Origin of the sequence: Aquitalea sp. FJL05 (assembly GCF_003852595.1) — a bacterium.
GTDB lineage: Bacteria > Pseudomonadota > Gammaproteobacteria > Burkholderiales > Chromobacteriaceae > Aquitalea > Aquitalea aquatilis.
In genome coordinates, this window is record NZ_QAJS01000015.1 from 211588 (window position 1) to 227013 (window position 15426).

The 15426-nt window shown below is 60.5% G+C and carries 12 protein-coding genes and 1 pseudogene; 10 read left to right on the top strand and 3 right to left on the bottom strand.

From position 1 onward, the window contains the following. The first annotated feature begins 13 nt into the window (after positions 1 to 13). From DBR44_RS13800 to tpx, 5 genes are all read left to right on the top strand, one after another. A complete protein-coding gene (locus tag DBR44_RS13800) occupies positions 14 to 877 on the top strand; it encodes an MBL fold metallo-hydrolase (RefSeq protein WP_124644606.1) in 864 nt (287 codons plus the stop codon). Between the two features lie 863 nt (positions 878 to 1740). After that, complete coding sequence (locus DBR44_RS13805; RefSeq protein WP_124644607.1) at positions 1741 to 2643, top strand: DMT family transporter; 903 nt, start codon at positions 1741 to 1743, stop codon at positions 2641 to 2643. A gap of 157 nt (positions 2644 to 2800) precedes the next feature. Next, the gene (gene hisC / locus DBR44_RS13810; protein WP_124644608.1) at positions 2801 to 3859 is read left to right on the top strand and encodes a histidinol-phosphate transaminase; all 1059 of its coding nucleotides are present in this window, start codon (positions 2801 to 2803) and stop codon (positions 3857 to 3859) included. Positions 3860 to 3903: 44 nt separating this feature from the next. Then, positions 3904 to 4293: a carboxymuconolactone decarboxylase family protein gene (locus DBR44_RS13815; protein ID WP_124644609.1), complete on the top strand. Its 390-nt coding sequence runs from the start codon at positions 3904 to 3906 to the stop codon at positions 4291 to 4293. Positions 4294 to 4402: 109 nt separating this feature from the next. Continuing rightward, a complete protein-coding gene (tpx, locus tag DBR44_RS13820; protein ID WP_124644610.1) occupies positions 4403 to 4900 on the top strand; it encodes a thiol peroxidase in 498 nt (165 codons plus the stop codon). Between the two features lie 75 nt (positions 4901 to 4975). On the opposite strand, the gene DBR44_RS13825 is transcribed toward tpx, so the two are convergent. The 3 genes from DBR44_RS13825 to DBR44_RS13835 all read right to left on the bottom strand — a co-directional run bounded on the left by DBR44_RS13825 (position 4976) and on the right by DBR44_RS13835 (position 8701). Then, the gene (locus tag DBR44_RS13825; RefSeq protein WP_124644611.1) at positions 4976 to 6259 is read right to left on the bottom strand and encodes a methyl-accepting chemotaxis protein; all 1284 of its coding nucleotides are present in this window, start codon (positions 6257 to 6259) and stop codon (positions 4976 to 4978) included. Between the two features lie 91 nt (positions 6260 to 6350). Beyond that, positions 6351 to 7937 carry a methyl-accepting chemotaxis protein gene (locus DBR44_RS19520; RefSeq protein ID WP_124644612.1) on the bottom strand — a complete coding sequence of 529 codons (1587 nt, stop codon included), beginning with the start codon at positions 7935 to 7937 and terminating at the stop codon, positions 6351 to 6353. 221 nt (positions 7938 to 8158) lie between these two features. After that, positions 8159 to 8701, bottom strand: a complete 543-nt coding sequence (locus DBR44_RS13835) for a gamma carbonic anhydrase family protein (protein WP_124644613.1) — start codon at positions 8699 to 8701, stop codon at positions 8159 to 8161. Positions 8702 to 8839: 138 nt separating this feature from the next. Between DBR44_RS13835 and DBR44_RS13840 the strand changes: the two genes are divergently transcribed. The 5 genes and pseudogenes from DBR44_RS13840 to DBR44_RS19825 form a co-directional block, all read left to right on the top strand. After that, on the top strand, positions 8840 to 10876 hold the full coding sequence (locus tag DBR44_RS13840) for a M3 family metallopeptidase (RefSeq protein WP_124644614.1): 2037 nt from the start codon (positions 8840 to 8842) through the stop codon (positions 10874 to 10876). Between the two features lie 875 nt (positions 10877 to 11751). Further along, positions 11752 to 13380: a phosphoethanolamine transferase gene (locus DBR44_RS13845; RefSeq protein ID WP_124644615.1), complete on the top strand. Its 1629-nt coding sequence runs from the start codon at positions 11752 to 11754 to the stop codon at positions 13378 to 13380. A 67-nt stretch (positions 13381 to 13447) separates the two neighbouring features. Then, positions 13448 to 14221, top strand: a complete 774-nt coding sequence (gene xth / locus DBR44_RS13850) for an exodeoxyribonuclease III (RefSeq protein ID WP_124644616.1) — start codon at positions 13448 to 13450, stop codon at positions 14219 to 14221. Positions 14222 to 14374: 153 nt separating this feature from the next. Further along, positions 14375 to 15076 carry a rhodoquinone biosynthesis methyltransferase RquA gene (rquA, locus tag DBR44_RS13855; protein ID WP_124644617.1) on the top strand — a complete coding sequence of 234 codons (702 nt, stop codon included), beginning with the start codon at positions 14375 to 14377 and terminating at the stop codon, positions 15074 to 15076. 136 nt (positions 15077 to 15212) lie between these two features. Continuing rightward, positions 15213 to 15426: pseudogene (locus DBR44_RS19825) on the top strand (acid-shock protein); the annotation flags it as partial.

Consider the following 15426-nt stretch of genomic DNA (forward strand, 5'->3'; position numbering starts at 1 on the left):
GAGCGGAGCAACCATGCGTACCCTGACTTCCCTGCTTGGCAATTCCCAGAAACTGGATGGTGGTGCCATGTTCGGCAACGCGCCGCGCGCCATGTGGAGCCAGTGGCTGGCACCGGACGAACAACACCGGGTGCCGTTGGCCTGTCGTTGTCTGCTGGTGCGCGAGGAAGACGGCCGGCGCATTCTGCTGGAAGCCGGCATCGGTGCCTTTTTTGCCCCGGAGCTGAAAACCCGCTACGGCGTGGTGGAAGATGGCCATGTGTTGCTGGACAATCTGGCTGCGGCCGGTTGCAGCGATGCCGATATCGATGTGGTCATCCTGTCTCATCTGCATTTTGATCATGTCGGCGGCCTGTTGGCCGCCTGGGATGGCGGCCCGGCGCGGCTGCTGTTTCCCAAGGCGCAATTCGTGGTCAGCCGCAGCGCCTGGCAGCGTGCCAAGGAGCCGCATGCCCGCGACCGCGCTTCCTTCATTCCCGAACTGATCACCCTGTTGGAAAACAGTGGCCGGCTGATCCTCACCGACGGCGAAACGCCAGACTGCCTGCCGGCGGATTACCGTTTTCATCTGAGCGACGGCCATACCCCCGGCATGCTGCTGACGGAGATTCCGCTCGGCCAAGGCCCGGTGGTGTATGCCGCCGACCTCATCCCCGGCGCGTCCTGGGTGCATGTGCCCATCACCATGGGTTACGACCGTTTCCCGGAACAGCTGATCGATGAAAAGCGTGGCTTGCTGGATGACTTGCTCTCCCGGCAAGGCCGGCTGTTCTTCACCCATGATCCGCAGCATGCGTTGGCCCGGGTGGCGCAGGATGGCAAAGGGCGTTTTCAAGCGGCCGATGCGCTGGCGCGGCTGACGGCACTGGCCAGCTGACTGTGGCATTTGTTTAACATTTTGCACGCTGGCATCTGCTTTGCCGCGTGCTCATTGGCGGCGGATTTTCTTGGATCGGGCTCGCTGCCATTCTCCGGGCTGCTCTGCAAGTAATTGTATTATTTGATCAAACAATACCGTCAATGACATGGTCTTTCCGGTAAGCTATTGTTTGTATGATTGTATACAATAATGTTTGATCAATTGTGTTGGAAATATTTCACAAATACATCGACAGATCATCACCAGCCCGCTTATGCTGACCGCTTCTGACTGGATGCTGTCCGGCACGCCCTGGCGGCGGCCGCTGCGGCTCCTTGCAGTTTGTTGATGGGGAATACATCTCGTGGGGGATGTCGTTGACCGGGGCTATGGCTCCGGTTTTTTTTTATGTGCTGCTGCTCTCTCGGTCATCTAAAGCAAGGCAGGGCCTGTTGTGCCGCTGCGCGGAACTGTTTTCATGGCGGGGCTGCCCGCCAACAGGCAGGGGAGCTGCCTCGCTAGCTCCCCTGCACCCCTAGGCGACCCCGGGGCTGTGCGAATTCCCGCAGTTTCCAGGCCGGGCAAGGCGCCGCTGAACTCGCCATTCGCTAGCGTCGAATGGCTCAAACAGGCAGCGGCTTAAGACCTTGCCCAACCCGGCTCCAGCGGCGCACGCCACGGGGACTGGCCGCGTGCTCAGGTGGCTTGTTGCCTGACAGCGCATGTCGCGTGGCAGAAGCAACCGTCGGCTGGTCGTACAGTGCAAATCAGCCCAATCACTGGCTTGGCATATGCTTTATCCCGTAGCAGCTATCCGGGCAGCGCATGCTGCATCGCAAAAAAGTTGCCAGCTTTCCGCCCGGCATGGCATGGTTCAAGCCATGACTTCACCGCGTTCTTCCAACACTGTCGCTTATTGCCTGCTCACCTTTGCCGCCCTGTTCTGGGCTGGCAATTTCGTGCTGGGCCGTGCCGTCCATGCCAGCATCCCACCCTTGACCCTGTCGTTTGGCCGCTGGCTGATTGCCTTGCTCATTTTGCTGCCGCTGGGGCTGAAGCCCTTGCTGGCCCAGCGCGCCCTGTGGCAGCCGCATTGGCGGCGCATCATCTTGCTGGCCCTGCTGGGCATTGCCGCCTTCAATTCGCTGGTGTATCTGGGTTTGCAGTCCACCAGTGCCACCAACGGGGTGCTGCTCAATTCTTTCATTCCCATCCTGATCGTGCTGCTGGGGGCTTTGTTCTTCCGCATGCCGCTTAATCGTGGCCAGTTGCTGGCCGTGCTGCTGTCCTTTGCCGGCGTCTTGCTGCTGGTGGCGCATGGCGAGCCGGCGCGACTGCTTGCGCTGGATATCAATCAGGGTGACGCACTGGTGTTTGCCGCCATGCTGGCCTGGGCGCTGTACACCCTGCTGCTGCGCGGCCTGCCGGCGGGGCTGGACCGGCTGGGACTGCTGACCCTGCTGGTGGCCATCGGCCTGCTGGTCATCCTGCCCATGTTCTGGCTGGAGTGGCTGCATGGCCGCCGTGCAGTGCCGAATCTGTCGACACTGGCCAGCTTTGCCTACGTCGGCACGCTGCCCTCTGTGCTGGCTTATTATTTTTACAATCTGGGTGTGGCGCGGGTGGGGGCGGCACGGGCCGGCAGTTTCATCCACCTGATGCCGGCCTTTGGTGCCTTGCTGTCCATGTTGCTGCTGGGTGAAGCCATCCATGGCTATCACCTGCTGGGGATTGCCACCATTTTGGGTGGTGTGCTGCTGTCGGCGCGCAGCGCAGGACGTTAAGAGCAGCTGACAAAACCCTGCTGCTGTGTTGCGCCTCCTGGCCGTACCCTTGTACTGTCTGCGTCGGCGCGCCTTGCATCAGGGACGCGATGCTATTTTGTTAGCCGCTCTCAATGAACTACAGGCTGCGCTGGGCGTGGCCGGGAAAGGTTGAATCATGAGTCGTTTCTGGAGTCCGGTGGTCCATCAGCTCACGCCCTATGTGCCGGGCGAACAGCCCAAGCTGGATACGCTGATCAAGCTCAATACCAATGAAAACCCCTATGGGCCTTCGCCACGGGTGCTGGAAGCCATTCGTGCCGCCACCGACGACAGCCTGCGGCTGTACCCGGACCCAAGCGGCGACAAGCTGAAAGACGCCATTGCCGGCTACCATGGCGTGAGCAAGCAGCAGGTATTTGTCGGCAACAGCTCGGACGAGGTGTTGGGCATCGTGTTCCAGGCCCTGCTCAAGCATGAACAGCCCTTGCTGATGCCGGACATCAGCTATGGTTTTTACCCGGTGTATTGCGGACTGTTTGGTATTGAAGCCCGTCAGGTGCCGCTGGACGACGGCCTGTCCATCCGCGTGGAGGATTACCGCCAGCCCTGCGGCGGGGTGATTCTGGCCAATCCGAATGCGCCCACCGGCCGCCTGCTGCCGCTGTCGGCCATTCGCCAGCTGCTGGACGATCATCTGGATCAAGTCGTGGTGATCGACGAGGCCTATGTCGATTTCGGTGGCAGCAGCGCCATCGCGCTGGTCAATGACTATCCCAATCTGCTGGTGGTGCATACCCTGTCCAAGTCTCGCTCGCTGGCCGGCCTGCGTGTGGGTTACGCCATTGGCCACGCCGAACTGATCGAGGGGCTGGAGCGGGTGAAGAACAGCTTCAATGCCTATCCGCTGGACCGGCTGGCGCTGGCCGGGGCGGTGGCGTCCTTCGAGGATGACGACTACTTCCGCCAAACCTGCCAGGCCGTCATGCGTACGCGCGAACAGTTGACTGCACAATTGCAGGCGCTGGGCTTCGAGGTGTTGCCATCGGCGGCCAACTTCGTGTTTGCCCGTCACCCGCAACACGATGCCGCCATGCTGGCTGCCGGCTTGCGCCAGCAGGCAGTGATCGTGCGCCATTTCACTGCGCCGCGTATCAAGCAGTACCTGCGCATCAGCATCGGCACCGATGCCGAGTGCGCACGGCTGGTGCAAGTGCTGGGCAGCCTGCTGTCCTGAGCCGCGCCCAACCCCTAGCAGAATCCCCTTATTAAGGAGCAGACATGAGCGAACAAGACCGCGCCGCTGGCAAGGCCCGCCGCACCCAGGTGATGGGGGAGGCCTTTGTCGAACGCGCCATGAATAATCTGGATGGTTTCTCCGCACCGCTGCAGGACTGGCTGAACGAACATGCCTGGGGCAGTACCTGGCAGCGCGAGGGGCTGGACCTGAAAACCCGCAGCCTGATCACCTGCGCCATGCTGGCGGCGCTGGGCCGCAGCACCGAGCTGAAAGGCCATGTGCGTGGTGCCATCAATAATGGCGCCAGCCTGGTGGAAATCCGCGAAGTGCTGCTGCACAGCGCCGTGTATGGCGGCGCACCGGCTGCCGTGGAAGCGTTTCGCAGTGCGCGCGAAGTGCTGAACGAGCTGGGACTCAAGCTGGAAGAATAGGCGGACTGCTGTCAGGGTTGATTTTCTGCCATCAGGCCCCACACTGAGTGCATCCCCACCCCGGCGGCCAGTCGCAGCATTGGCCGCTCTTGCTTGAAGGACATGACTGATGGCATCTGTAACTCTGCGCGGTAACCCGGTTGAAGTGGCAGGCACCCTGCCGGTCAAGGGCGACAAGGCTCCGGCTCTGACGCTGACCAATGGTGATCTGGCTGATGTGAGCCTGGCCGATTTCGCTGGCAAGAAGAAAATCGTCAACATCTTCCCCAGCGTCGATACCCCGACCTGCGCCACCTCGGTCCGCAAGTTCAATGAAAAGGCTGCCGGCAAGGCTGACACCGTGGTGCTGTGCGTATCCGCCGACCTGCCGTTTGCGCAAAAGCGCTTCTGCGGAGCCGAAGGCATCGACAACGTGGTGAACCTGTCCACCTTCCGCAATGCCGACTTCCTGCAAGCCTGGGGCGTGAAGCTGGCCAGCGGCCCGCTGGCTGGTCTGACTGCCCGCGCCGTGGTGGTGCTGGATGCTGACAACACCGTGCTGCACAGCGAGCTGGTGGCCGAAATCGGTAGCGAGCCGGATTACGACGCCGCCCTGGCCGCGCTGTAATCAGCCCGTCGCTACACCGTAAAAGTAAAACGGCAGCCAGTAATGGCTGCCGTTTTTCATGGCGCAACGGTCGGATCAGCCTGCGTCGTGGGCCTGTGCGGTGTGCGGTCCGCTGTGGCTAGCCGGGATGGTGCTCTCGCCCTGCGTGCTGCTGAGCACTTCCGGGCGACTGCCCAGTTGCGACAGCTTGTCGCGGTGGCGTTCCGACAGACGCTGGTAGTGCTCGTCGGAGCGGCGGAAGAAAATCAGCTCCTTGTCGGTCATGCGTCTGACCTTGGTGGCTTCCACGGCGGCCTCGTGTGCCAGCAGGCTGCTCTGTTCCGCCATGTCGCGAATGCGCAGCCCCAGCTGGCTGATGTCGTCGACGGCACGGCCCAGCTTTTGCAGCTCGGCCACCGTGCTTTCCAGCTTGGCTTGCAGGCGCTCGCTGGACAGGCCGCCCGGCTGGCGGCTTTGTTGCAGGATATCGGCACTCAGCCCGGCCAGCAGCTGGGCCACCTGCTGGCTTTGCTCGCCATACTGGATTTGCTGGCGGGTCTGTTCGACCACGCGGGTGGTCAGCTCCAGCACCTGCTGGCTCTGGCCTTCGCTGTGGATGGCCGAGACATGCACGTCCTGCATCACCTCCAGCAGTTTGTCCAGGGCCAGATTGACATGCCGGGCGGCCTGGCCAAGCTCATCCTGGCTGGTATCGGGCAAGCGGGCGGCGGTATTGCCAGCGGCAATCTTGTCGGCAGCCAGGCAAATCATCAGGATGCGGTTTTTCAGGGCGCGGGCAGTCGCCAGCTGCAATAGCACCACCACCATGCCCACCAGCACCAGCGGGCCGAGAATGGCGAACAACAGGCGGCCCACGGTGGTTTGCATGTCGGCTTCGACCACGGCCAGACCGTCGTGCTCGGCCTGCAGTTGCTGATCGATGGCTGCAATCAGCGGCAGCATGTGCATCTTGTAAGCAGCATCGGGAATGTTCAGCGCATCTTCCGGTGAGGTTTCGGCGATTTTCAGCGCGCTGGCAATCTGGCGGGTAAAGGCTTCCCAGCGCTGGGTCAGCGTCTGGTCGAAGCTGTCACGCCGTTCGCTTGGCAGGGCGGGCAGGATGTCACCGCGTAGTTGCTGCACCTGCCGGCTGGTGTCGGCCAGCTGGCGGGTGGTGCTGTCCAGCATGGGGTCGGCGCGCGCCAGGCTGAGCATGGCGGCTTTCAGTTCATTCAGGTGGGCCGACAGCGCCTGGCGCTGGCGGTATTGTTCGAACTGCTGGGTCAGTGAATACAGCTGCACACCGGTCAGCGACAGCGCCAGCACCAGGCTGAGCAGGGTGAAGGCAATGGTAAGCCAGAGGCGTTTGACGAGCGACATGGCAGGCTGTCCACAATGAAAGCCAACACGCTACGGCAAGATCATGACGCAGGTGTGACGGATTTATGTCATGCCTCGCCCAGCTTGCAATCTAGGCTGCGTGCAGACGGAACCAGCTGAGTGCCTGGTTCAGCACGCTGGCCGATTCTGCCAGCTGGCGCATGACCGGGCTGGCGTCGCGCATCTGCTCGTCGATGGTGCTGGCCAGGTGCGCCAGTTCGAAGCCGTGCTGGCGGATGCTGTTGCCGGCCTCGCTCTGTTGCTGGCGCGAATGGCTGATATTGCCCATCAGCTCGTCCAGCCGTGCCAGGGTTTCATCCACGCTGGAGAGGGCGGCATCCAGCGATTGCTGGGCATGCTGGTTGTCGTGGCTGGCCTTGCCGGCGGTATCGATGGCATCGCCCAGCGACTGCTTGACGGTTTCCACCTTGGTCAGGCTGTCGAAAATGCGCGAGGTGGCGCTGGCCGTGCGCTCGGACAGCTTGCGCACTTCGTCGGCCACCACGGCAAAGCCGCGGCCCTGTTCGCCGGCACGGGCGGCCTCGATGGCGGCATTCAGCGCCAGCAGATTGGTCTGGTCGGCCACATCGCGGATCAGCGTGCTGATCTGGGCAATGTCGCCAATCGACTGGTTCAGCTGCTGCATTTCCTGCATGGCAATGCCGATGCGGGCGGCCAGATGCTGCATGGCGCTGGCATTGGCATTGCCCAGCTGGCGTGCCTGTTCCGTGCGCTGCAATGCCTGACGCGAACCGGCTTCGGCCTGTTCGATGAATTGCGCCACGCTGTCGGCCTGGCTGGCAATCTGCTCGGCGGCCTCATTGCTCAGATTGGCCTTGCCGGTTTGCAGACGGCTGGCATCCGCCGCCTGGCTGGTGAGTAATTGCAGATGCTGGCTGTCGCGCTGGTTGCGGCTGGCGTGCTGGTGCACATTGGTCAGCAGCTCGTTCAGGCGTTCGAGAAAACGGTTGATGCGGGCCGACATCTGCGCCAGCTCGTCCTTGCCGGTTTCCGGCAGGCGTGAGGCCAGATTACCCTCGCTCAGCGCATCGACGGCCCGGCCCATGGCGGCGATCTGCCCTTTCAGGCGGCGCGCCAGTGCCAGCTGGATCAGCACCACGGCCAGGCTGGCCAGTGCCAGCGGCCCCAGAATGAAAACGGCCAGACGGCTCAGCATGCCGTGCATGGCGGCTTCTTCGCTGCTCTGCTGGCGGCTGGCTTGTTCCAGTTGTTTGTCGAGCAGGGCCACTAGTGGCACCAGGCTTTGCTGATAGGCTTGCTCCGGAATCGACAGCGCATCCTGCGGCGCGCTCTGGGCAATGGTGAGCGCACTTTCCAGATTACGGGCGTATTCCTGCCACAGCTGGCCGGTCTGCTCCTTGAAGGCCTTGGCCTGGGCATCGGGCAGGCTGGCTGCGATATTCACGCTCAGCCGTGCGACTTGCTGCTTGATTTGCTGCAGGTGCCGGGCGGTATCCGGCTGCAAGGGGTCGGCCCGCGCCAGGCTCAGCACACCGGCCTTGAACTGGTAGAGATTGGCCGACAGCTGCTGATGCTGGCTGTAGTCATCCACATGCTGGGTAAGCGAGAACAACTGCTGGCTGGTGACGGCCAGCACGATAAGCAGGCTGGCCACGGTAAACAGAATGGTCAGCCATAAACGCTTGATCAGGGACATGTCATGCGGCTTCAGAACGGATAATGCTGCGCAGTGTAGACCCGGGATATGACATTCCCGTTACCTGACTTAATGCCAAGTGATTTAAATTGGCGGGGATGTACTTGCGTATTCAAGCTGTTGTTTAAACAGTTTTTTAACAGTCATGCTGGCGCGTCGTATTTTGCCGCGGCCGGAGCCGCCTGCCCGCAGCCACGTAGCGGCAGGCAGGGCCGGGGAGATCAGGCCAGATTCGGTTTGTGCTTGTTGGCCACGCGGATATAGTGCTCGGCGGAATACTTGAAATAGGCCAGTTCCTGCTCGGTCAGCTTGCGTGCCTGTTTCACCGGGTTGCCCAGATACAGATAGCCGGACTCCAGCCGCTTGCCCGGCGGTACCAGGCTGCCGGCGCCAATCAGCACCCGGTCTTCGATGATGGCACGGTCCAGAATGATGCTGCCAATGCCCACCAGCACTTCGTCACCGATGGTGCAACCATGCAGGGTGACATGATGGCCGATGGTGACATGCTTGCCGATGTGCAGCGGTGCGCCCACCGGGTCGCTGTCGCGCTTGTGGGTGACGTGCAGCATGGCAAAGTCCTGGATATTGCTGCCTTCGCCAATATGAATGGCGTTGACATCGCCCCGGATCACGGCAAACGGCCACACCGAGGCATCGTCCGCCAGCGTCACGTCGCCAATCACCACGGCGGCCGGGTCGATATAGCAGGAGTCGGCAATCTGCGGTGCGCTGCCATCGTAGGGGCGGATATTGCGATTCATCAGAACGTCCTCATCTAACAGGTTCAGGATTCCCTATCATATAGCAATGGTTGCCGCCGGTTCGCTGGTGTGCTGCCTGATTTCGATACCGGCGCAGTGCTGTGCCAGCCACTGCCAATTGCCCACAGGAAGTGAACAATGAGCCAGAACCCGCTCCTCGACTTTACCGGACTGCCACGCTTTGCCGAGATTCGTCCCGAACATGTCAGCCCGGCCATCGAACAATTGCTGGCCGAGGCGCGCCACACCGTGGCACAGCTGACCGCGCATGCGGACAGCCCGAGCTGGGAAAATGTGGTCGATCCGCTCACCGATGCCACCGAGCGGCTGTCGCGCGCCTGGGGCGTGGTAGGACACCTGAACGCGGTGGTGAACACCCCGGAATTGCGCGATGCCTATAACGCCAACATCGCCCCCATTTCTGCATTCTGGACCGAACTGGGGCAGAACCTGGACCTGCTCGGCCAATTCAAGGCCATCGAGGCCAGCCCGGCCTATGCTGGCTACAATGCCGCCCGCCAGAAAATCATCCAGAACGATCTACGCGATTTCCGCCTGTCCGGTGCCGAGCTGCCGGAAGCACAGCGCCAGCGCTATGCCGCCATTCAGAGCAAGCTGGCCGAGCTGTCCGCCCGCTTCGAACAGAATGTGATGGACGCCACCGACGCCTTCAGCCTGTATCTGGACGATGCCAGCGAGCTGGACGGCGTGCCGGAAGATGCGCTGGCGCTGTTTGCCGCCGCCGCCCAGGCTGATGAGAAAACCGGCTACAAGATCACCCTGCAGTTCCCGTTTTACTTCCCGGTGATGCAGTACGCCCACAGCCGTGCGCTGCGCCAGAAGCTGTACGACGCCTATGTGAAGCGCGCCTCGGAGTTTGGCCTGCCGGAACACGACAACACCGAAATCATCCGCGAAAAGCTGCAGCTGACGCGCGAAGAAGCCCAGCTGCTGGGTTTTGCCAATTTTGCCGAGCTGTCGCTCTACACCAAAATGGCGGAAAGCCCGCAGCAGGTGATTGCCTTCCTGCGTGATCTGGCTGCCCGTGCCAAACCCTTTGCCGCCAAGGACCGCGCCGAGCTGGAAGCCTTTGCCAGCAAGGAGCTGGGCCTGGCCGACCTGCAAGCCTGGGACATCGCCTATGCCGCAGAAAAGCTGCGCGTGGCGCGCTATGCCTTCTCCGAGCAGGAAGTGAAGCAGTACTTCCCGGAAAGCAAGGTGCTGCCTGGCTTGTTCGGTGTGGTCAACACCCTGTACGGCGTGGAAGTGCGCGACAGCAGCGCGCCGGTATGGCATCCCGATGTCCGTTTCTACGACATCCTCAAGGATGGCCAGTTGGTGGGCAGTTTCTACTTTGATCTGTACTCGCGCGAGGGCAAGCGCCCCGGTGCCTGGATGGACGATGCCCGTGGCCGCCGCAAGAAGGGCGATACGCTGCAAACCCCGGTGGCCTACCTCACCTGCAACTTCACCCGCCCGCTGGGTGACAAGCCGGCGCTGTTTACCCACGACGAAGTGATCACCCTGTTCCACGAATTCGGCCATGGCCTGCACCATATGCTGACTCAGGTGGAGGAGCTGGGTGTGTCCGGCATCAATGGCGTGGAATGGGATGCGGTGGAGCTGCCCAGCCAGTTCATGGAAAACTTCTGCTGGGAATGGGATGTGCTGCAAGGCATGACCGCCCATGCCGACACTGGCGAAACCTTGCCGCGCGCGCTGTTCGACAAGATGCTGGCGGCCAAGAACTTCCAGAGCGGCATGATGACGGTGCGTCAACTGGAGTTCTCGCTGTTCGACATGCTGCTGTATACCGATTTCGATGCCAGTACCGGCGACTGGATGGCCTTGCTGGACGAGGTCCGCCAGGAAGTGGCAGTCAACTTCCCGCCTGCTTACAACCGCTTCCCCAATAGCTTCAGTCATATCTTTGCCGGCGGTTATTCGGCGGGCTACTACAGCTACAAGTGGGCGGAGGTGCTGTCGGCTGATGCCTATGCCGCTTTTGAAGAGGCGGGCGGTGCCAATGCCGCCACCGGCAAGCGTTTCTGGGATGAGGTACTGGCTGTCGGCGGCAGCCGCTCGGCACTGGAATCCTTCCGCGCTTTCCGTGGCCGCGACCCGCAGATCGACGCCTTGCTGCGCCATTCCGGCATGGTGGAACAGGCAGCCTGAAGCGCGACAATTATTTACACGGGGGAGGGAACTCCCCTGATTAGCCCTGGCTCTAATCTTTGCTCAACGGGTTATCTCCAAGAGCAGCAAGCGAGCCAGACGCTTATCTCTGCCCCTCAAAGGACATCGATATTGTGTCTTTTCCCTACCCCCAATCCCCCTTGGGGGTATTTTTTTGCCTGCTGATCCACCGCAGACATGAAAAAACCGCCGTAAGGCGGTGTCGGGTCGTGCTTTCAGTGAGATGACGCCTCGGTGAAACTGCCTGCTGCCGCATCAGTACATAAGCGGGCGCGGGGCTGAATCGCCATTTCACTAAAATCAACTGGAAGGTTCGTTGTCTGCCTTGTCGGGACGATGCGGGCGCTGATGATGGGCAAAGCTAGGCGTGCGCAGGGTAAAGGCGTCGCTAAAGGGGCGCAGCGTGGAACGGTTGGGGTTTTTGGTGGGGCAGAGGGGATGTTGCTGGGACTGCAGGGGTTTGGTTTGTCTGGACAATTTGGTTCTACCGGTGATGAACATGAGTCCATTCTAGCCAGCAATACGGCGGCTCGGCAAATTTGATCAAATTTACTGTTGTTTATTTGTTCAAGCCAGCCGCAGCCATGCAGGCTGCCGCGTCGCGTGGAGTCATCCGCGCATCAGGCTGCGTGGGGATGCATATCTGTTAAAACAATCGCTACAGAAATGCCATATTGCCACTCGACTAATCGGGTAAGATGGCGTCGATTTTCTGCCATGCCGGCCAGCTTAGCGGGTTCGGTCATGGCTACCTAACAATCAAGTCAGGCTGCCGCCGCCGTGGCCGGTCTGTTCCATTGCCGGGCCAGCTGTACCGCGCTGATGTGCGGCGGCCCCTTGTTGACGAGGGCAAGATGGTTTTCAACCGCTCCATTCGACCCGAGCGACTCACCCTGCTGGTGTCGCTCGCGCTGGTATTGTTCTACAACCTGCCATTCTGGCAGGAGATGTTGCGTATTGTCGGGCCGCTGGATGGCCACGGCATCAAGCTGCTGCTGGAGTCCTTCCTGCTGGTCACTGCCTTCTACAATCTGGTGTTGTCGCTGTTCAACTGGCCGTATATCGGCAAGCCCGTGATGGCCTTATTACTGCTGATCACCTCTTTCATTACCTACTTCATGAATCAGTACGGGGTGATGATTGATGTACATATGGTGCAGAACGCAGTCCAGACCGACAACAAGGAAGTGCGCGACCTGCTGACCGGCAAGATGGCGCTGTTTGTCATCGTGCTGGGCATACTGCCCGCCTGGTGGATCTGCCGCCGGCAGATACAATGGCGCTCACCCTTGAAAGAGGGAGGCGTGCGGGTACTGACGCTGCTGGTTTCGGCGGCGGTGCTGCTGGGCATCGCCTTTGCGGCCTATCAGGATTTCGCCTCGCTGTTCCGCAACAACCGCCAGCTGCGCCATTACCTGACGCCTTTCAACTATATCCAGGCCACCAATGGTTATGTGCAGGACCATTACAATAGTGGCCCGGTAACGATCAGCCCGCTGGGTGAGGACGCCACACGCGATGCCAGCTGGAAGCAGCACAAGCGCAAGACGGTATTTGTGCTGGTGGTGGGTGAAACCGCACGCGCCGATCACTTTTCGCTCAATGGCTACCCGCGCAATACCAATCCCAAACTAGCGGCACAGAGCGGTTTGATCAATCTGCCCAATGTGCACTCCTGCGGCACGGAAACAGCGGTCTCGGTGCCCTGCATGTTCTCCAATATCGGCCGCGACAATTACAGCGGCGACAAGGCGGCACGGCAGCAAAACGTGCTGGATGTGCTCAAGCGGGCTGGCTACAACGTGATCTGGCGCGACAACCAGTCGGGCTGCAAGGATGTGTGCAACCGCGTGACGCTGGAAGACGTCAGCAACAGCAAGGATGACAAGCTGTGTACCACTGGCGAATGCTGGGATGAAATCCTGCTGAAAAATGCCCAGCAGCTGATCGACCAGTCCGACCGCGACGTGGTGCTGGTATTGCACCAGATGGGTAGCCACGGGCCGGCCTATTACAAGCGCTATCCGCCAGCGCTGGAGCAGTTCAAGCCGGTATGCCAGACCAGCGAGCTATCACGCTGCCCGCGTGAGCAGATCGTTAACGGCTTCGACAACACCATCCTGTATACCGATACCGTACTGTCCGGCATCATCGACTTCCTGCGTGCCAACCAGCAGCGCTATAACACCGGCATGCTGTATATGTCCGACCATGGCGAATCACTGGGTGAAAACGGCATGTACCTGCATGGCACGCCCTATCTGTTTGCCCCGGAAGCGCAAAAGCATATCGGGGCGATGATGTGGTTCTCTGACAGCTTCCAGCAGGAAGTCGGGCTGAACCAGCGCTGCCTGGAAGGGCGCAAGGCCGAGCCGTACTCGCACGACAATCTGTTCCACTCGATGCTGGGCTTGCTCGGGGTGCATACCAGCGTCTATGACAAGCAGCTGGACATGTTTGCCTCCTGCCGTCAGCCGGGCTGATACCTTATATGTAATGTAGTGGCTGCCGCCGTGCAGCCACTTTCATCTGTAAACGAGAACTGAAGATATGCAACTAGCCACCTGGAACGTCAATTCACTCAAGGTCCGCCTGCCACAGGTACTGCAATGGCTGGCGGATAGTCCGGTGGACGTGCTTTGTCTGCAGGAATTGAAGATGGATCAGGATGTGTTTCCGCTGGCCGAGATCGAGGCTGCCGGCTACCGCGCAGCCTGGTTTGGCCAGAAAACCTATAACGGCGTGGCCATTCTGGTACGACAGCCCTTGCAACTGGAAGACGTGGTGCAGGGTATTCCCGGTTACGACGACCCGCAGCGGCGGGTGATTGCCGCCACGGTCAATGGCGTGCGCGTGATCTGTGGCTACTTCGTCAATGGCGAGGCCGTCGATTCACCCAAATACCCCTACAAGCTGGAATGGCTGGGCAAGCTGCATGCTTATGTGGCCGATGAATTAAGCCGCCATCCACAGCTGGCCTTGCTGGGCGACTACAATATCGCGCCGGAAGACCGTGATGTGTACGACCCGGAAAGCTGGCAAGAGCAAGTGCTGTGCAGCACGCCGGAGCGCGAGGCCTTTCGCGGGCTGATTGCGTTGGGGCTGGTCGACAGCTTCCGCCTGTTCAACCAGGAGGACAAGCAGTACAGCTGGTGGGATTACCGTGCCATGATGTTCCGTCGCAACAAGGGCGTGCGTATCGACCACATCCTGATTACCCCGCCCCTGCAGGCGCGCGCCAGCGGCTGCATCATCGACAAGACACCACGCAAGTGGGAGCGGCCCTCCGATCACACCCCTGTGGTGCTGACCCTGGCGGATTGAATGGTTTTGACTCGCAACAGCGGCCCATATGGGCCGTTTTGCATTGGTAAACAGCATGTTGCCGGATCAGGGTAAAGCTTGGCCTAGCTCAATAGTTTGCATATTAGCATTTGCTAAACTTTGTTGATGAATAGCTAATACCAAGGTGCCACCATGAGCCGCAACCACCCACCGCTGCCGTACAACCCCTATTACGAAGGGGTGCCGGACTACATGACCGAAGTCTACGACTGGGCCTACGTCAACCCGCGCCGCGCCGCGCTGCTGGACCGCAATCTGGTGGTCAGCACGCTGTTGTTTTTGAATGACCAGCGGCTGATGCGCCGCTATCTGCAGCAAATCCGGCCCGGCATGCGGGTATGGCAGGTCGCCCATGTCTATGGCGATCTGGTGGAAAAGGCTGCCGCCAAGGTCAGAAAACACGGTCAGTTTGTGCTGACCGACATCACCCCGGTCCAGGTCGAACATGGTGCGCGCAAGCTGGCGGCCTACCCGCAGGCGCGCGTGGTGCGGGCCGATGCGGCCAGCTATCAGCTGGAGCAGCCGGCAGACCTGATCTGCAGTTTCTTCCTGCTGCATGAAGTGCCGGATGATTTGAAGCATCGCATTGTCGACAACATGCTGTCGCAGGTCCCCCAGGGTGGCAAGGCGGTGTTTGTCGATTATCACAAGCCGGCAGCCTGGCAACCGATCGGCTGGTTGCTCAAATGGGTCAACCGCGTGCTGGAGCCTTTTGCCGAAGCACTGTGGAAAAACGAGATTTCTGCTTACGCCAGTGAAGCCGATGCCTTCGACTGGCATAAGGAGACCTTGTTTGGCGGGGTTTATCAGGTCGTCACCGTGACGCACCGCTAGTTTTGTACTTAGCGTTACACGGGCTTACATAGCACTCACAGACGGGCTTGACGGGCAGGGCTAGGATACGACTCATGGAAACACCGCTGCGGTGTCTCGGAAAGAACACTCCCCACTTGATATTGGAGAACGCAACATGAAAAAACTGACCCTGCTCGTTTTGTCTGCCGCCTTCGGTCTGAGCTCCGCTGCTGGTTTCGCCGCCACCAACGCTTCTGCTCCGGCTGCTTCCGCACCGAAAGCCAAAGCTGCCAAGATTCATCACGCCAAGAAGGGCGAAAAGAAAGTAGAAGCTTCTGCTCAGAAAGCCCAAGCTGCTGACGCTTCCGCCCCGGCTAAAAAGGCTGCCA